This is a genomic window from Sphingobium salicis subsp. salicis (assembly GCF_049472635.1).
Lineage (GTDB): Bacteria > Pseudomonadota > Alphaproteobacteria > Sphingomonadales > Sphingomonadaceae > Sphingobium > Sphingobium yanoikuyae_A.
The window spans coordinates 225,060-243,299 of record NZ_JAYRCS010000002.1; the positions used below are offsets into that span (position 1 = coordinate 225,060).

Here is an 18,240-nt window from a genome sequence, read left to right on the forward strand (position 1 = left end):
CTTACGAGCGCAAAAGCAATAGGGAACTACACGAACATGTAGTATCGACCCGACATGGGCCTGGGAACCGAATGGACTCCAACGCTGCTTTCGCGACTGGCGGAAACGGCACTTCGCCGTGTGGAATTGACCGCGCGCGTCAGCCTGCTGCGCGCACCTTGCGGCTACGGCAAATCGGCGACGCTCGCGGCCGGTTGGAAGGAGGCGGCGGACACTGGTCGCCCGGCGCTTTGGGCAAGTCTTGCAAGCGACGACACAAAGAAGGGCACCCTGCGTCGCCTCGCCTTTCAGGCCGGAACCGCCGCGGACATCGAGTCCATTCTCCAATGGATATGGCATCAGGACAGGCCCGGGATTATTTGCCTCGATGATGTTCAGGAAGCGCCGCATCTCGAAACGCTGACAAGAGACATGATGGATGCTCTTCCCGATGATTGGCGAGCGGTCCTTGCAACCTCCGCCCCCTGGGGATTTGGCGTCCTCAACGCTGACTGGCAGGAAGTCGGCCCCGATGCCCTGGCCTGCCGCGCCCAGGATCTGAAGGAATTGATCCGGCTCCCTTCAGCCCTCGACCGGATCATATCGGACACACAGGGTTGGCCCGCATTGTGCCGCATCGCGGGCCGTGTATCCCACCGGATGCAGCCACTGCATTTATGGCCCGAGATCATCTGTTATCTCGATCAGATGGTGTTGGCGCCCTTATCGCCCGCTCTGCGCACATGGCTGAAAAAGGCGGCATTAATCGCTCCCCTCGATGCCGAAAGCCACGATTTTGCCCTGCGCGTGCCGATTCCGATGAAGCCGCCCCTCGTTTCCGAGATGATTGCGCCCCTTCGTTCCGAGATGATGTCGCCCCCCCGGAGACAGGGCCGTGCTGGCTACGTCTGTTGTTATTTCGTTCGTGCCGGCCGTCAAGCCTCTGAAGGGGATTTGACCCGGCGCATGCTGTCACCGTCGAGGTCCAGGCGGTGGGCGTTGTGGACGAGCCGGTCGAGGATGGCGTCGGCATAGGTCGGATCGCCGATCACCTCGTGCCACGCCGCGATCGGCAGCTGGCTGGTGACCATCGTCGAGCGACGGCCATAACGCTCTTCTAGGATTTCGAGGAGGTCGTAGCGGGCATGAGCATCGAGTGGCTCAAGCCCCCAGTCATCAAGAATCAGGAGCTGAACGCTGCCGAGCTTGGCCAGGATGCGGGCGTAGCGTCCGTCGCCGCGTGCCAACGCCAGGCTGGCGAACAGCTTGGGCACCCGCTGATACAGCACCGAACGGTCGTCGCGGCAGGCCTTATGGCCTAGCGCGCAGGCCGCCATGATTTCCCGACGCCAGTCGGGCCGCAGATGACGAGATTGTCGCGAGCGGCGATCCAGTCACCAGCGACGAGCTTGAGGAACAGCCCCCGGTCGAGACCTCGATGGCTGCGATAATCGACATCCTCGGGGGTTGCCTGATGGCGCAGCTTGGCGAACCGCAGCCGGGCGGCCAGCTTGCGGTCGTGGCGGAAGCTCCATTCGCGGTCGAGCAGCAGCGCCAGCCATTCGGGATGGGTGAGCCGCTCGGCTTCGGCATTGGCGGCCAGTTCGTCGAACGCCCTGGCCATGCCAGCCAGCCCCATTGCGTTCAGCCGGTCGAGAGTGGGATGTTGAAGCATCATGATCTCCTTCAGTGATAGTAGCGGGAACCCCGGATATTCGGGTGGGTGATCGTCCGATCGTCGCGCGCCTGCCGGGGCGCGGGCGCCTGATCGAGCCGGTTGTCGAGGATCGATCGGACCGATCCATAGGTGCGTGCGCCGATATCGAGCGCCCGGCTGCACGCCGCTTCGACCCGTTCGCGGCCGAAGCCCTTCACCAGGCGCACGATGCCCAGGCAGGCCCGGAAGCCCTGCTCGGGATGCGGGCGATCGGTCAGGATTTTCTCCCACAGCAGGGCGGCACAGGGGCCGATCGCGGCCGCCTCGGTGGCGATGCGTTCGATCGTCCAGTCGGCGAAGCGCCGGTGCGATGACGGCATATGCTCGGATATCGTCGTGTGCCGGCCATTGCCGGAGCCGCGCATATGGGCGGCGATCCGTTCACCCTTGTGGAACAGTTCGATCGTACGCGCGGTGATCCGCGCCTCGACCGGCTCGCGCGCGAAGCGATACGGGACCGAGTAATAATGGCGCTCGATCTCGACATGATAATCGAGACCAGCGCGCCGCCGCCGCCATTCGGCGAAGACATAGGGTTCCAGCGGCAGAGCTTTCAGCGCAGGCCTGTCGATGGCCTCGAACAGCTGGCGCCGGGTCTGGCCCACGCGGCGCATGATACGGCGGTCATTGAGGTCGGCGAGCAGGTCGCCGATCGCGGCGTTGAGTTCGGCCAGGCTATAGAAGATCCGATGCCGAAGGCGCCCGAACAGCCAGCGCTCGACGATCAGCACGCAGGCCTCCACCTTGGCCTTGTCGCGTGGGCGGCGCGGACGGGTCGGCAGCACCGCGCTGTCGTAATGTGCCGCCATCTCGGCATAGCTGCGGTTGACCTGTGGATCGTAAAGGCAGGCCTTGATCACCGCGACCTTGGCATTGTCCGGCACGAACAGGGCAGGCGCGCCGCCGAAGGCTTCCAGCGCCCGCACGTGCGCCGCGATCCAGTCGGGCAGCGTCTCGGTCCAGCTCGCCTCGGCATAGGACAGGCTCGATGCACCCAACACCGCCACGAAGATGTGCGCGTCGCGGATTTCGCCGGTCAGCCGGTCGACCACGACAGCCACCTTGTCGCCCGCATAGTCGACGAACAGCTTCTCGCCGGCGGCGTGGGTCTGCCGCATCGTGACCGGCAGCTTCGCCGCCCAGCCACGATAGAGATCGCAGAACCGGCTGTAGCGATAACCTTCCGGATGCTGAGCGATATATTCGTCCCACACGATCTGCAGCGTCACATGCTTGCGCTTCAACTCGCGATGGATCGCTGCCCAGTCCGGTTCAGGGCAGCGGCGATGGCCGGTCTTGGTGCCAGCCGCGCGGTAAAGCGCCGCCTCCAGAACGGCATCGCTGACATCCGCGCCCAGCGGCCAAGCCAGACCCGCGACCGCTGCCCGCCTCAGCGTCTCGCGCACCGTCGAGGGCGCGGCGCCCACCCGATACGAAATCGCCTTGTGACCCAGCCCCTGCTCAAACCGGTACCGTAAAATCTCGCGAACCCGTCGCATACTCAATCGCTCCGCCGACATCGGCTCCCTCCCTCGGACAACCCAAAGGAAGCAAACCTAATCCCAGCAGCGGACCTTCATCGTCATCCCCGCCAAGGGGGCGACATCATCTCGGAATCAGGGGGCGAGTAATTCTCGGAACAGGGGGGCGGCATCATTTCGGAATGAGGGGGCGGCTTCCCTCGGAATCAGCACATTCTCCAGGGTGATCACCGTCGCCTTATCGCCGGCCGACTGTGCGGCTGCTGCATAGGCTTGCGCGGCTGAAGGCTCCAGCACGACGGAAGCGACCATGAATTGAGGCACGGCCAGAGGCAGCCATTCGATCGGATTTGCCTGACGGTAGCGGCCCGCCTGTGCGTCAGGAGCGCCCCCGAACAGGTTGACGAAGATCGGGCGGCCGCAAATATCCTTGTCGAACCCGTACAGGGTTCGCAGGTCGCCTGGGCCGTCGATGGCGACCGCGGCGGAAACCTTCAGTGGATCAGCGCCGCGGACCTCGCTGTCGGCAGGCAATCTGGGACGGGCCGCCAGCCACAGGGCAGCGTGGGCGCCGGCAGAATGTCCCACCGTCACCACATGCTTCAGGTCCAGAGGCTGGGTTCGTGCCAGCACCCTCAAGTGATCGAGCGCCGCTCCCCAATCCTGGAAGGTCCCAGGCCACCCGCCGCGGGTGTCACCAACCTGTCGATACTCTATATTCCATGTCGCCACGCCCTTGTCCGTCAAGGCGCTCGCCAACGGCGCCGTGCCTGCCAGTGTCTCATAGCCTTTGGTCCAGCAGCCACCGTGAATGACCATGACGACGGGAAACGGGCCAGGACCTGCAGGCAAGCGCAGTTCACCGATCTGCAGAGGATCAGGACCATAGGCCTCGACGAGCGTCGGAGCGGTGACGGGAAGGGCGTGGAGTTGGGGCGGTCCGATCAGCGCATGTTGGTTATCCGACGGCGTCTGCGCCCAAGCGGTGCTCGTGACAATCAAGACTGTAGCCAGGCCTAATGAACGGTATCGCATGATCTACCTCTTTCATGCATCTTCCCGCTCCGACGTTACCAGCCAGTTCGTCAAATGTGAGAAGACAGCAATTCGTCATTAGATAACATGGTTCGCTATATTCTTTTCGGAAACACCATTCCGTCATCGAGTGGGCAAAGCGATAGATGAAATCCCGTTTCTGGCGCAAAGCATATTGCGGCTATGCGCGATCACGGTAGCCTTGATCATGGAAGTGATACGTCAGGCGACCAAAGAGCTATCTAGATTTCATTGTCGTCGTGAATTGCGGTTTCAGAGGATCGTGGGTTTTATCTCACTTGGCTATCCATGCTTCGACCAGCTTGACCGCATCCTCTACTGTTTTGACCTCACCGGCGGCTTCATCCGGGATAGTGAGTCCGAATTCGTCTTCAAGCGCCATCACAACTTCCAGCACATCGAGACTATCCACGCCGATGTCATCGTAGAAAGACGAAGCAAGGGCAATCTGATCCGGATAGACGCCGAGCTGACGCCTAATGATCCTGAAAACTCGGGGAGCGATTTCTTCCATCACAAAGCCCTCGCGCGGACACTATCGGCTAGAAAACAGGGCAGATTCTCGTAAACTCAATCATCGCAGAGCAACGATATTGTCCTGCGGCCAGTAAATTCATCATGCCTTGCTGAGCATTTTCTCGGCGCTCGTTTTCACAAAATCCGAAATCTGTCCTGACATCATTTTGAGGAACAGCGGTACGCTGACGTCGCCGCGAATCTCGCTATCCTCAATGTCGAGTTGCACCGGGATATTCTGCCCCATCGCCCCGATGACCAAGTGTAGTGCGTAGTCCGATACCCACTCGGAACTGAGCGAACCGCCTCCCGGGATATGCGCTGCCAGCTTGGGCAGGCCGGCCTCGATCCTGCTCTTCGCTTCGATTTTACCAAGGCTGTGCGGGATAACGACTTCCATATCTTCTTTCCTGTTCAGGCCGCCCGATCGACGAGCAGCAAGGTCGATGTCGCGGAGGCATAGAGTTTGCCGGCCATGTCGATCAGACGCGCCTCGGTATGCGCCACCCTCTTGCCCATCGACACCACCTGGCCGATTGCACGGACCATCCCGACCCTGTCGGTCAAGGGCGCATGATAGGCGACCTTGAGTTCGAGCGTGACGCAGTTGATGGGCACTTGGGCCGCGGAGTTCGCCGCGATGCCGCAGGCCGAATCCAGCAGCGTCGCGGCATAGCCACCATGGGCGATGCCCATGAAATTGTAGGTCTGCGAGGTGGGCGTCGCGACAAAGACGACCTTCCCCTCCTCCGCCTCAAGCAGATCGATGTCGAACAGATCCATCATGGGCGGCCGGGTGCCGGCCGCCATGAACTGTTCGATCTCTTCCAGACCGGTCATCGCTTACCTCAAAGCTTTTCGGTCAGTTCAGGAACGATCTTGAAGAGGTCGCCGACCAGGCCGATATCGGCGACCTGGAAGATGGGCGCGTCCTCATCCTTGTTGATCGCGATGATGGTCTTGCTATCCTTCATGCCAGCAAGGTGCTGAATCGCACCCGATATGCCGACGGCGACATAGACTTCCGGCGCCACGATCTTGCCGGTCTGGCCGACCTGAAAATCGTTGGGCGCATAGCCAGCATCGACCGCTGCGCGGCTTGCGCCCACACCCGCGCCCAGCTTGTCGGCCAGCGGATCGATCACGCCATGAAACTGCCCGGCCGAGCCCAGCGCTCGCCCGCCCGAGACGATGATTTTGGCCGAGGTGAGTTCCGGGCGCTCGGACTGGGCGATCTCGGCACCCACGAAGCTGGAAAGTCCCGCATCCGTGCCCGTCGCAGCCTCGATACTGGCCGAGCCACCCTCGCGGGCCGCCTTCTCGAAGGCTGTGCCACGCACCGTGATAACCTTCTTTGCATCAGACGACTGGACCGTCGCGATCGCATTTCCCGCGTAGATGGGACGCGTGAACGTGTCAGCGCTTTCCACCGACAGGATGTCGCTGACCTGCATCACATCAAGCAAGGCCGCCACGCGCGGCGCGATGTTCTTGCCATTCGAAGTGGAAGGCGCCACGAACGCGTCATAGCCGCGCATCAGGTCCGCGACGGCCGGCGCGACATTCTCGGGCAAAGCGTGTTTGAACGCCGCATCGTCGAACGTTACGACTTTGGCGACACCCGCGACCTTCGCAGCAGCCTCGGCCACGCCGCCGATGCCCGCACCGGCAACCAGCAGATGGACCTCACCAAGTTTGGCAGCGGCGGTGACGGCCGATAGCGTCGCATCCTTGACCGACGCATTGTCATGTTCAACCCAGACGAGCGTATTCATAACTTATTCTCCGAGAAATCCGCCCCCGCTTCATCTCTGTGCGCACAGGATGAAGCGGGGTGCGCCGTCACTTGCATGGGAGAGGTTCGGCAAGTTCGGCGCGTTTGAAAGTTTATCAAATCGCCATTTCCTTGAGCCTGGCGACCAATTCATCGACGTCGGCCACCTTGATGCCCGCCGAGCGCTTGGGGGGTTCGGTCACCTTGAGCGTCTTGAGGCGCGAGGCGATCTCAACACCGAGATCGGCCGGCGTCTTCGTCGCCAGCGGCTTGGATTTGGCCTTCATGATATTGGGCAGGCTCGCATAGCGCGGTTCGTTGAGACGCAGATCGGTCGTCACGATCGCCGGCAGTTTGAGGCTTACGGTCTCCAGACCGCCATCCACCTCACGGGTCACCGCGACAGTCTCGCCCGATACTTCGACCTTGCTGGCGAATGTGCCCTGCCCCCAACCGAGAAGGGCTGCCAGCATCTGGCCGGTCTGATTGGCATCATCGTCGATGGCCTGCTTGCCGAGGATCACCAGGCCTGGAGCCTCCTCGGTGGCGATGGCCTTCAGGATCTTGGCGACGGCGAGCGGCTCGACCTCATCGTCAGTCTGGACGAGGATCGCGCGGTCGGCCCCCATGGCGAGCGCGGTGCGCAGCGTTTCCTGCGCCTTGGCGACGCCGATCGACACCACCACGATTTCGGTCGCGACTCCCTTTTCCTTGAGGCGGATAGCCTCTTCGACGGCGATCTCGTCGAACGGGTTCATCGACATCTTCACGTTCGCCAAATCGACGCCCGTCCCATCCGCCTTCACGCGCGGTTTCACATTATAATCGATAACCCGCTTGACGGGCACAAGCACCTTCATGGATCAATCCTACTCTGATTGTAATGCCGCCTGATATTCGGCAATGAGTCTCTCACAGATGGATCGGGCCGGTTGGACGGCAGTGGTAGCGCCGACACCGTGGCCTGCCGACCAGATCGTCTTCCAGGCCTTGGCCTCCTCCGAAACCGAAAGCGCGCCATGTGGCTCAGGGAGAGTCGCGGCTTCCAGCGAGGGCCGGAGAAAATTGGCCCCGACGCCGGTGACCCGGTCCGTATAGACGATATCCGCTGGTCCGGCCCCGATCACCATGTCTTTCTGTGCCGGCGAGGCGAGACTCTCTTCCGACGCGATGAAGTGGGATCCGATATAGGCAAGATCGGCCCCCATCATCTGCGCGGCCGCGATCTGGTGGCCGCGCGTGATGGCGCCGGAAAGCGCCAGCGGCCCCTGGAAGAAGCGCCGTATCTCGTCAACCAGTGCGAACGGGCTCATCGTGCCGGCATGTCCCCCCGCGCCGGCAGCGACCGCGATCAGACCGTCGACGCCAGCTTCGAGCGCCTTTTCCGCATGACGCACGTTCGTCACGTCGTGAAAGACCAGCCCGCCATAGCCCTGAACCACCTGGACAAGATCCGCGATGGCGCCGAGCGAGGTGATGACCAATGGCACATGGTGCCGAACGACCAGTTCCAGATCGGCGTCGAGCCTCGGATTGCTCTTATGGACGATGAGGTTGACGCCGAAGGGCGCCGCTCCCGGCATGGGAGCCAGCCGCTCCTCGATTTCATCCAGCCATTCACCGAAACCTTGACTGGTGCGCTGGTTGAGCGCCGGGAAAGTACCAAGCAGTCCCGCCTCGCAGCAACTGACGACAAGGTCCGGTCCCGACACAAGGAACATCGGCGCAACGATGGCTGGAATGGCCAGCCGCTTTTCGAGGCTTGCCGGAAGCGTCAAAACACGTCGTCTTCCAGCGCCATCAGCGACTTCTTGCCCGCCTTGATCGCCAGGAAGCTGGCGGTCGCCTGAGGCAGGATACGCTCGAAGAAGAACGTCGCCGTCTTGATCTTGGCATCGTAGAAGCGCTTGTCCTCGCTGCCGAAGAAGAGCTGCAAGCCTGCGATCTTGGTCGCCTTGGCAAAGCAATAGCCCATGGCCACCAGGCCCATCAGACGCAGATAGTCCGCCGACGCCGCGCCCGCCTCTTCGGGATCCTTGAGCGCCCGCTGCGCGACCGTGGCCGTCGAAAGCTGCAGCGCCCCGAACGCCTTGGCGAGCGCCTCGATCATCGGCTTCATCGGTCCGTCGACGTTGTTTTCCTCGATGAAAGCCGACACCGGATGGAAGAAGCTGCGCAGATAGCGGCCCATATGGGCGCCGAGCTTGCGGCCGACGAGATCGAGCGCCTGAACGCCGTTCGTCCCCTCATAGATCATGGTGATCCGGGCATCGCGGGCATATTGCTCGACGCCGCTTTCGCGGATGTAGCCGTGGCCACCATAGCATTGGACCGCAAGGTTCGCGCTGTCGAACGCAAGGTCGGTGAAGAGCGCTTTGACGACGGGGGTCATGAGCGCAATGAAGTCACTCGCACGCTGGCGCACTTCGGGTTCGGGAGAATGTTTTTCCGCGTCCAGGGCGCGCGAGACCCAGGCCGAGAGCGCCCGGCATCCCTCATTATAAGCCCGCATCGTCATCAACATGCGGCGAACATCGGGGTGAACGATGATCGGATCGGCTGCCTGATCGGGATATTTGGGTCCCGAGAGCGCCCGACCCTGAATACGATCTTTCGCATACCAGGCCGCCGCCTGATACGCCGCCTCGCCCACACCTAGGCCCTGGATGCCGACGGAGACACGCTCCGTGTTCATCATCGTGAACATGGCGGCCATGCCCTTGCCAGGCTCACCGACGATCCAGCCGATCGAATCATCGAAGTTCATCTGGCACGTCGCCGACGCCTTGAGACCCATCTTGTGCTCGATCGCGGCGCAGGCGACGCCGTTCGATTGACCGGGAGTACCGTCCTCCCTGGGCAGATATTTGGGGACGAGAAACAAGCTGATGCCCTTCACGCCCTTGGGGGCGTCGGGCAGGCGGGCGAGCACGAGATGGATGATATTCTCGGTCAGGTCATGCTCACCGGCGGAGATGAAGATCTTGGAGCCGGTGACCTTGTAGCTGCCATCGCCCTGCGGGACCGCGCGGCTGCGCAGGAGCCCGAGATCGGTACCGCAATGAGGCTCGGTCAGGCACATCGTGCCGGACCACTGGCCGCTCACCATCTTGGGCAGGTAGGCCTGCTTGAGCGCGTCACTGCCATGGCCCTCGATCGCAGTGGTGGCACCATGGGTGAGGCCCGGGTAGAGGCCGAAGGAGAGGTTGGACGAGCAGATCATCTCCTCGACCAGCTTGTTGACCGCTTCCGGCAGCCCCTGCCCACCCCATTCCGGATCGGATGCGAGCGCGGTCCAGCCACCTTCGGCGAACTGCTTATAGGCTTCGGGGAACCCCGCCGGCGTCCGCACGACGCCGTTTTCCAGATGACACCCCTCCTCGTCGCCCGACCGGTTGATCGGCAACAGGACGTCGCGACAGAAGCGCGCCGCCTCCTCGAGGATCGCATCGGTGAGATCCGGTGTGAACTCCGACAGCGCGGGAATATCCCCGAAGCCGTCATCGGCATGGAGTTCGTTGAGCACGAAGCGCATGTCGCGCAACGGGGCGTCATAGACTTGCATATTTATATCTCCTGACCGGTCGGCCATCCGGCCGCCGGCCGCCAATCAGTTACGCAGCGGCTTGCCGGTGACGAGCATCTGCTCGACGCGCGCCTGGGTCCGCGGGTCGCGCACCAGTTGCATGAAGGCCTTGCGCTCGAGCGCCAGCAGATCCTCTTCGGTCACGATGTCGATGAGATCCTTCTCGCCGCCCGTCAGGACGTCGGCGAGCGCGCCGGATACGACACCATCGTAAGATGTGGCGAGGCCACGGGCCTGGAAGCCTTCGACAGCCATCGAAAGAGCGGACTTGCCTCCCGCGCCAGGCAAGCGGAATTCCGGAGCCACAGGCGGTTTGTAACCGTCGGCCAGTTCCAGTGCCTTCGCCTTGGCGTCCGCCAGCAGACGGTCCCGGTTCATCGTAATGCCGTCCGAGGGACGCAGGAAGCCATGCTCCTTCGCCTCGGCGGCCGACTTTGCCACAGTGGCTGTCGATACCGTCTCGAAGACCTTGGCTACGGCCGGCATCGGCCCCTTGGGCATGCCGGGACTGGAGCGCCAGCGATCGATCATTTCACCGCATCCGCCCCAGCCAGGGATCAGACCCACGCCGCACTCGACCAGACCCACATAGCTTTCGGCATGGGCCTGCACGGCATCACTGTTGAGCAGGATCTCGCAACCGCCGCCCAATGCCATGCCGGCCGGAGCGCTCACGACCGGGAACAGCGCATATTTGAGCGCCTTGTAGGCCTGCTGCCCGCCCGCGACGAGCTTTTCGATCTCGCCCCATGCCGCGATGTTCAGTGCGAACAGAGCAAGACCGAGATTGGCGCCGGCGGAGAAATTGCTGCCCTCATTATAGACGACGAGCGCCTTGAACTTGTCCTGCACGACCGGGATCGCCTGACCGATCAGCTTCATCACATCGCCGTCGAGCGCGTTCATCTTGCCGGTGAACTCAAGGCAGGCAACGCCGTCGCCGACATCCCAGAGTGCCGCCGAACCATTTTTGAGGATCGGCTGGCTATGGAGCTTGATGTCTTCCAGCAGCAGCACGCCCTCGGGCCGCACGACATCATGATAGTCGCCGGCGGCATCGAGATATTGCCGACGGCCGTCCTGCACCCGGTAGAAAGGCCGATCTCCGGCTACCTTGAAGATCGCGGGAACATCCCGCCCCTCGGCGGCCAGCCGTTCGGCGAGCTTGCCCGGCCCGAGGCGATCGATCAGTTCGAACGGCCCGAACTTCCAGTTGTAGCCGAGCTTCATCGCGTCATCGATGCCGACGATGTTGTCCGCAGCTTCACCGACCAGACTCGCGGCATAGGAAAGAACCTTGCCGAGAATTTCCCAGGCATAGGCGCCGACCTTGCCGGGCGCAGCAACCAATGCTGCCAGGTCCTTCTCGGCCCGGCCCGGCAAGGAAGCCGGCTTCACCGATACGCGATATTCGCCGGTCGCGAGATCGAGCGCTTTCTTGGTCTTCGTCGCCTTGTCGAACGCGTAGAAACCGCCCTTGCCCTTCCGCCCGGTAAAGCCTTCCGCGATCATCCTGTCGACGAGCGGCATCGGCCTCACCGTGTCGAAATAGGCGTCACCTGCCGGCAGCGTCGAGGACAGGCTCTTCGTGAGCAGCGGCATGAGGTCGACGCCAACGAGATCGACAAGGCCGAAAATGCCGGTCTTGGGCACGCCCATCGGCTTTCCGCCGATCTGGTCGGCTTCCTCCACCGTCAGCCCCTGGTCCATCGCGGCATTGATCGCGACGGCCAGCCAGTAGGTACCGATGCGATTGGCGATGAAGCCCGGCGTGTCCCGCGCCGGCACGATGCGCTTGCCGAGCTTTCGATCGACGAAATCCGAGACGCGCCTCGCCACAGCCGTATCAGTGTCGGGGCCGGTCACGATTTCGATGAGCCGCATGTAGCGCGGCGGATTGAAGAAATGGGTGATCAGGAAGTCCTGTTTGAACTGATCGTCCCGCCCCTCGACCAGATGGCCAAGCGGAATCGTCGAGGTATTGGACGATACCGCCGTGCCCGGACGCTTGAGCTGCTCGAGCTTGGCGTAGAGCGCCTGCTTGATGTCGAGCCGTTCGACGATCGCCTCGACGATCCAGTCGCATTCGGCCACCCGCTCGAGATGGTCGTCGATATTGCCCGTTTCAACGAGCTTCGCCGCAGCCTTCGACATGAAGGGCGCCGGATCGGTCTTCAGCATCTTCGCGACCGCACCCTTCGCCACGGCGTCACGATCGCCGCCCTCCTTGGGCACGATATCGAGCAGCAGCACCGGCACGCCGGCATTGGCGACCTGCGCTGCGATGCCGGCGCCCATGACGCCTGCGCCGATCACGCAGACCTTTTTGATGGTTTCCGGCGGGGCGCCGACTGGCTTGATGGCCTGCTCGCTCATTCCGCCGCCTCCAGCACGGTGGCGATGCCCTGACCGCCGCCGATGCACTGGGTGGCAAGCGCATAGCTGCCGCCTTCGCGCTTCAGCAGAGCCGCGGCCTTGCCCACGATCCGCGCACCGGTCGCCCCCAGAGGGTGGCCTATCGCGATGGCGCCGCCGTCCAGATTGACCTTCGACTGGTCAAGCCCCAGGTCGCTGATGCAGGCCAGTGACTGGCTCGCAAAGGCTTCGTTGAGCTCGACAACGTCAAGCTGGTCCACACTGAGCCCCGCCCGCTGCAGCGCCTTGCGCGAGGCCTCGACCGGTCCGATGCCCATGATCTCCGGCTGGCAGCCAGAGACAGCAACCGACTTGATGCGGGCAAGGATCGGCAGTCCATGCGCGCGCGCATAATCCTCGCTCGTGACCAGGATTGCGCTTGCGCCATCGGTCAGCGGCGAGGACGTTCCCGCCGTTACCGTGCCGTCCTGGCTGAAGGCCGGCTTCAGCCCGGCGAGGGTTTCCGTCGTCGTGCCGGCACGCGGCGTGCCATCCTTGTCGACCACGCCCGCCTTGGTCGTGATCGGCACGATCTCGGCCTCGAGCTTGCCGGCCGCGATAGCCGCGGCCGCCTTGTCCTGACTGGCGACCGCAAAGGCTTCCTGCTGGGCACGGGTGATCTGATATTTGGTCGCGATATTCTCCGCCGTGTCGCCCATGCCCATATAGGCGGCGCTCTTCTTCGCGAGCTCGAGGTTCGGCAGCGGATTGAACCCCATCATCGGCACGCGGCTCATCGACTCCACGCCCGCGCAGATGAAGGCCTCGCCGGCGCCAAGCTGAATCTGGCCCGCAGCGATGTGGACCGAGCTCATCGACGATCCGCAGAAGCGATTAACGGTCATGCCGCCGACAGAGAGCGGCAGGTCGGCGAGAAGACCGATAAGGCGCGCGATGTTGAAGCCCTGCTCGCCTTCAGGAAAAGCGCAGCCCAGCACGATATCCTCGATATCTTCGGCCTTCACGCCGGTCTGCTGAATCAGTCCGCGAATGACCTGAGCGGCCAGATCGTCAGGGCGGACGCGCGCCAGCGCGCCCTTGCCTGCCAGGTGAAAGGGGGACCGGGCATAGCCCGCAACAACCACATTACGCATCGATGATAGCCTCTCCAGGGAATCGGACATCTGATTACCTAATGGTGCGTGAAATGACGTTTACGTCAACTAAAATCTTTGGCACTCTTCTCACGCCGTCGAGGGAATCGTCATGCACCGGTTCCCGGGAGGCTTGATATCGGAGGTCTTGGCCGAGGAACGTACGGATGCTCGCCAGTGAAAAACCGCGCACTCTCATCCCGGCGATGATGCTCGCGCCCGTCTTATCGACGGCTGCGCCTCTCCCCAAGCGCCACTGCACCTGTTTTCGAAGGCGCACACATGCGATTTTCTGAGCATCCCCTCCGGCGTCAGATCGTCGGCGAAATGCATCTGCGCCGTTTTCCTGCACTCGAATTGCCCGCCATGGCATTTCAGACGGTTCGCCTGGTCGATGAGAATGACCGGGAGAAGGAATGGCTGATCCTGCAGCAGCGATGTGCCTCTGGACTCGATCGCAACCTGCGCCACCTGGAAACGGAGTGGTCCGCCAACGGGCGGCTGGCCTGGGAAAGGCACAGTGAAGCGGTCACCACGACGCTAACGTCAACCTCGGTCAGCGCGGACGCGCAGTTCTGGTCTGCTCCCGACGTCGGCCCCTTCAGTGATACCTTGCAGTGGATGGAAACGCTGCCGGGCCTGGTCATCCGCGCAACCCACATCGTCGTTGTGGCGAACGATAGCTACGCCGAGCCGGTTGTCGATCGGGCCGACTTCCATCCGGGCCATCTCGTCTCCTGCATCATCGGGGATAGCGTCCGGATCTGGAGCGACTTTCGCATTCACGCCGGCGGCTACGGGCGCCTGGTCGTTGCCGCGAACGGGGCGGCTGACGGCGAAGTGTCGCGTTCCATCCAGCGCATTCAGGAACTGGGCAATTATCGCAATCTTTCCTTGCTTGAAGGCACGCACAGATCAATAGCTTGACGGCGTCACACACGAACACGCCCGAACCCTGACGACGGGGCCAGCAGCGCCTGCCCCCTCCAATTCGCACACAACCTAATAGGCATTTTGATGACGCATTGAGCTATTGACTTACCTATACGTCATTGAGATGGTTATGGGACGCTGATTTGCCGCATATTGGCTCCAGACGTGAAACAGACGGTCGCCTGAAGGCGCGCGGAGAGGAACAATGTCGATCATTCTGACACTACTGGCTTCGAGCACTGCATTGCCCGCCGACACCGTTGTCGGTCGCTGGCAAACCGAGAGCCGTCATGGCGTCGTGGAAATCACCCGCTGCGGGCAATCGATCTGCGGTGCCTTGATCAGTTCCGACGGGATCAAAGCCAACCCCGAACTACGTGACGAAAAGAACAAGACCGCTGCGTTGCGCGGTCGTCCGCTTCGTGGATTGCAGATTCTGCAGGGTTTTACGTGGAAGTCGGGCAGTTGGTCGGGTGGTTCCATCTACAACGCTGAGGATGGCGGTACATACAGCGCGACGGTCACGTTAGCCGATCGGGATCATTTGCGCCTCAAGGGCTGCATCGTCTGGCCCCTGTGCAAGACGCAGACATGGACGCGCCTCCGATAAGCACGAGGAATTTGACAATCACGAAAGGGGAGATGGGCGTGGCAGGCAAAAATTGGAAAGTTGGGATCGCAACATCGGCCGTGGCGGCTGGATTGCTCGCGCCGCAAGCCGCGAGCGCGCAGGCCTTTTACCTTCAGGAACAATCGTCCAGAGGTGCCGGACGAGCCTTTTCGGGCGAGGTCGCCGACCAGGGCGTACAGTCCCTCTGGTGGAATCCGGCTGCGATCGCAGGCATGGAAGGAGTCGATGCCCACCAGGCCGTAAGCGTAATCCTTCCCAAAGGGTCGGTTGACAATGTCAACACGCTCATTGTCCGTCCCGGGCAGTCGGCTGCGGCTGTAGGCGGGAGCCAACGCTCTCGTGATCCGATCAATAATGGCGTACTACCCTCCGGCGCGATAGCCGTCGGCCTGACATCACGGCTCGCTTTGGGGCTGACCGTCGCCTCCCCTTATAGCTTCACAACCAATTATGATGCCGACAGCTGGGCACGGTATAGCGCCGACAAGACCAAGCTGCGAACATACGACATCCAGCCATCGATCGCCTACCTCGTTACGCCAAATCTCAGCATCGGCGCCGCGCTTAATATCGAATATGCCGACGCATCATTGTCCAACTATCTGCCGAACCTATCGCCTCTTCTCGCCGACGGCCACCAGGAGCTGAAAGGCAATGGTTGGGATCTCGGCTGGTCGGCCGGGCTGCAATATCGCGCCGGCCCCATGCAACTGGGCGCCAGCTACAAGTCGAGCGTGAAGCATAATCTCGACGGTTCGGTGACGACGACCGGTCTTCTTGGTCCGCTCGCCGGGCAAAACAGCGTAGTGAATGCAAACGCCACGTTCGAGACCCCCTGGCAGGCGATCTTCGGAGCGCGCGTGGCGGTGTCGCCCAAGGTCACCCTCAACGGTCAGGTGACCCGCATGGGTTGGTCGAAATTCGACGCTATCCGGCTCGGCGCGCCGCTCAACGTTTCAATCCCGGAAAATTACCGGGACACTTGGAGCTTCGCAGGCGGCATCGATTACGCGGTCACACCAGCCTGGACCGTTCGTGCCGGCGTTCAACACGCCCAGACCCCGACGCGCAACGGCAATCGGGACGCTCGAGTGCCTGACAGCAACCGTTGGAATTTCGCTGCCGGCACAAGCTATGCCGTGTCTTCCCGGTTCACGCTCGATGCGGGCGCAGCGTATATTACGTTCAAGGATACGACTATTGATCGCACGACAGCGGCCTATGCCGGCACGGCCGTGCAGACGCCGATCCTGATGGACGGCAAGCTCGAGGACGCGCACGCCGTCGTGCTGTCACTCGGCGGACGTTTCCACTTCTGATGCTGGAGATCGCCATGCCCCAGCCCGCCATCAGCGCCTTCCCGTCGATACCGGAACCGGCAATTCCGCCACGGCTCCTGACCGACCTCCTCGACAATGCGTTGAACCTTTATCCCGAACGCGTCGCCATCGACTTTCTCGGGCGAACCTGGACTTATGCGCAGGTGGGGCAACTCGTTCGCCGTGCAGCACGTGGATTGCAGGATCAGGGGCTGCGCAAGGGCGATCGGTTCGGCCTGTGCCTGCCGAACTGCCCCTATTTCGCGATATTGTACTTCGCGGCGCTGCGCGTGGGTGCGATCGTGGTCAACTTCAACCCGCTCTACACGGAGCGCGAACTGGAGCATCAGATCCGGGACTCGGGAACGCGCATGATGGCGGTACCGGACGTCCGGATAATCCACGAGAAAGTGCAAGCCGTCGCGCCACGTGCCGGGCTGGACAAGATCGTGTTGTGCGGCATGAGGGATATGCTGCCCTGGCTGCAAGGCCTGGGCTTTGCGCTATTCAAGCGAAAAGACCACGCGCGGATACTCGACGAAGGCCTTCATGTCCGGCTCAAGGCGCTTCTCGCCCATGATGCCGAACCTGACGCGGTAGAACGTCACCCTGATGATGTCGCGGTCCTTCAATATACCGGAGGCACAACCGGCGTGCCCAAGGGCGCAATGCTGACCCACGCCAACCTCACGGCGAACAGCGCCCAGATGGTGGTGCATGTGGGAGGACTTCGCCCGCAGCAGGAGAGAACTCTCGGCGTCCTGCCCATGTTTCACGTCTTCGCACTCACGACGGTGCTCAACTTCTCAGTCGAAATCGGCGCCGAAATCGTCCTGCTGCCACGGTTTGAGATGAAGCAGGTTCTCAACACGATGAAGCGCAAGCCGCCGACACAGTTCTTCGGCGTGCCTACGATCTATGTTGCCCTGAACGCGCTTCCGGACGACGAGATACCCGATCTCTCGGCCGTGCGCGCCTGTATATCCGGCGGCGCACCGCTCCCGCTCGAGGTACGCGAGGAGTTCGAGGCACGCACGCGTGCCAGGGTCGTGGAAGGATATGGGCTCTCCGAAACCGCCCCGATCATCGCCTGCAACCCGTTGTTTGGGACGGTGAAGGACAATAGCTGCGGCCCAAGTTTCCCCGGCACCATCATCGAGATCCGAGATCCGGAGAATCCCTCGCGGGTTCTTCCCCAGGGAGAACGCGGAGAAGTGTGCGCCCGCGGCCCTCAGGTGATGAAGGGCTATTGGCAGCGCCCTGCAGAAACCAGTGCTGTCTTCGTCGATGGCGCGCTACGAACCGGCGATATCGGCTATTTTGATGAGGATGGCTATCTCTTCCTCGTCGACCGCATCAAGGACATCATCTTCTGTGGCGGATATAATGTATATCCCCGGATCATCGAGGATGCGGCCTACCAGCACCCGGCGGTAAAGGAGGCGATCGCAATCGCGATTCCTGACGCCTACAGAGGTCAATCTCCCAAGTTGTTCATCGCGCTGCACGAGGGATCGAACCTGACCGTCGATGAACTCAAGGTCTTTTTGCAGGATCGCCTCAGCAAGATCGAGATGCCCAAGGCCTTCGCATTCCGGGACAGCCTGCCCAAGACGTTGATCGGCAAACTTTCGAAGAAGGATTTGATCGAGGAGGAGAACAAAAAGCTCGCCTGAGCCTCTATCCCCTGTCAAGCTACGAGGCTTATGCGCTTGAGTGGTAGGGTAGCCGTGATTGGA

General features: G+C 62.1%; 16 protein-coding genes and 1 pseudogene. 5 read left to right on the forward strand and 12 right to left on the reverse strand.

Annotation, left to right across the window (positions count from 1 at the left end; all coding sequences use genetic code 11):
- Positions 1–54 precede the first annotated feature (54 nt).
- Positions 55–1,014, forward strand: coding sequence for a hypothetical protein (locus VHN57_RS25600; RefSeq protein ID WP_164546121.1), 960 nt, complete (start codon positions 55–57; stop codon positions 1,012–1,014).
- Here VHN57_RS25600 and istB read toward each other — a convergent pair.
- The 12 genes and pseudogenes from istB to VHN57_RS25660 form a co-directional block, all read right to left on the reverse strand.
- Positions 915–1,654, reverse strand: a pseudogene (gene istB / locus VHN57_RS25605) (IS21-like element helper ATPase IstB). The gene VHN57_RS25600 and the pseudogene istB overlap by 100 nt on opposite strands.
- 11 nt (positions 1,655–1,665) lie before the next feature.
- Positions 1,666–3,195 carry an IS21 family transposase gene (gene istA / locus VHN57_RS25610; RefSeq protein ID WP_423286349.1) on the reverse strand — a complete coding sequence of 510 codons (1,530 nt, stop codon included), beginning with the start codon at positions 3,193–3,195 and terminating at the stop codon, positions 1,666–1,668.
- A gap of 117 nt (positions 3,196–3,312) precedes the next feature.
- Positions 3,313–4,212, reverse strand: a complete 900-nt coding sequence (locus VHN57_RS25615) for an alpha/beta hydrolase family protein (RefSeq protein WP_066861530.1) — start codon at positions 4,210–4,212, stop codon at positions 3,313–3,315.
- 295 nt (positions 4,213–4,507) lie between these two features.
- Positions 4,508–4,747, reverse strand: coding sequence for an acyl carrier protein (gene acpP / locus VHN57_RS25620; protein ID WP_069335615.1), 240 nt, complete (start codon positions 4,745–4,747; stop codon positions 4,508–4,510).
- Between the two features lie 102 nt (positions 4,748–4,849).
- Positions 4,850–5,149 (reverse strand): polyhydroxyalkanoic acid system family protein, encoded by a 300-nt coding sequence (locus VHN57_RS25625; protein ID WP_004206980.1) that lies wholly within the window; start codon positions 5,147–5,149, stop codon positions 4,850–4,852.
- 14 nt (positions 5,150–5,163) lie between these two features.
- Positions 5,164–5,589: a PaaI family thioesterase gene (locus tag VHN57_RS25630; RefSeq protein ID WP_004206979.1), complete on the reverse strand. Its 426-nt coding sequence runs from the start codon at positions 5,587–5,589 to the stop codon at positions 5,164–5,166.
- An 8-nt stretch (positions 5,590–5,597) separates the two neighbouring features.
- On the reverse strand, positions 5,598–6,524 hold the full coding sequence (locus tag VHN57_RS25635) for an electron transfer flavoprotein subunit alpha/FixB family protein (RefSeq protein ID WP_004206978.1): 927 nt from the start codon (positions 6,522–6,524) through the stop codon (positions 5,598–5,600).
- A gap of 115 nt (positions 6,525–6,639) precedes the next feature.
- Positions 6,640–7,383 (reverse strand): electron transfer flavoprotein subunit beta/FixA family protein, encoded by a 744-nt coding sequence (locus tag VHN57_RS25640; protein WP_004206977.1) that lies wholly within the window; start codon positions 7,381–7,383, stop codon positions 6,640–6,642.
- 9 nt (positions 7,384–7,392) lie between these two features.
- The gene (locus VHN57_RS25645) at positions 7,393–8,301 is read right to left on the reverse strand and encodes an NAD(P)H-dependent flavin oxidoreductase (RefSeq protein WP_164546183.1); all 909 of its coding nucleotides are present in this window, start codon (positions 8,299–8,301) and stop codon (positions 7,393–7,395) included.
- Entirely contained in the window at positions 8,298–10,088 is a 1,791-nt protein-coding gene (locus VHN57_RS25650) for an acyl-CoA dehydrogenase C-terminal domain-containing protein (RefSeq protein WP_017503705.1), read from the reverse strand. Before VHN57_RS25650 ends, VHN57_RS25645 begins: the two co-directional genes overlap by 4 nt.
- Before the next feature lie 45 nt (positions 10,089–10,133).
- Entirely contained in the window at positions 10,134–12,485 is a 2,352-nt protein-coding gene (locus VHN57_RS25655; RefSeq protein WP_069335616.1) for a 3-hydroxyacyl-CoA dehydrogenase/enoyl-CoA hydratase family protein, read from the reverse strand.
- Entirely contained in the window at positions 12,482–13,618 is a 1,137-nt protein-coding gene (locus VHN57_RS25660; protein WP_069335617.1) for a thiolase family protein, read from the reverse strand. The genes VHN57_RS25655 and VHN57_RS25660 overlap by 4 nt, the downstream gene beginning before the upstream one ends.
- 282 nt (positions 13,619–13,900) lie before the next feature.
- Here VHN57_RS25660 and VHN57_RS25665 point away from each other — a divergent pair, with 282 nt between their 5' ends.
- The 4 genes from VHN57_RS25665 to VHN57_RS25680 all read left to right on the forward strand — a co-directional run bounded on the left by VHN57_RS25665 (position 13,901) and on the right by VHN57_RS25680 (position 18,177).
- Entirely contained in the window at positions 13,901–14,545 is a 645-nt protein-coding gene (locus VHN57_RS25665; RefSeq protein WP_026109760.1) for a DUF3422 family protein, read from the forward strand.
- Positions 14,546–14,756: 211 nt separating this feature from the next.
- On the forward strand, positions 14,757–15,161 hold the full coding sequence (locus tag VHN57_RS25670) for a DUF2147 domain-containing protein (RefSeq protein WP_026109759.1): 405 nt from the start codon (positions 14,757–14,759) through the stop codon (positions 15,159–15,161).
- Positions 15,162–15,193: 32 nt separating this feature from the next.
- Positions 15,194–16,501 carry an OmpP1/FadL family transporter gene (locus VHN57_RS25675; RefSeq protein ID WP_036526777.1) on the forward strand — a complete coding sequence of 436 codons (1,308 nt, stop codon included), beginning with the start codon at positions 15,194–15,196 and terminating at the stop codon, positions 16,499–16,501.
- Complete coding sequence (locus VHN57_RS25680; protein WP_017503286.1) at positions 16,501–18,177, forward strand: long-chain-fatty-acid--CoA ligase; 1,677 nt, start codon at positions 16,501–16,503, stop codon at positions 18,175–18,177. The genes VHN57_RS25675 and VHN57_RS25680 overlap by 1 nt, the downstream gene beginning before the upstream one ends.
- The last annotated feature ends 63 nt before the right edge of the window (positions 18,178–18,240 follow it).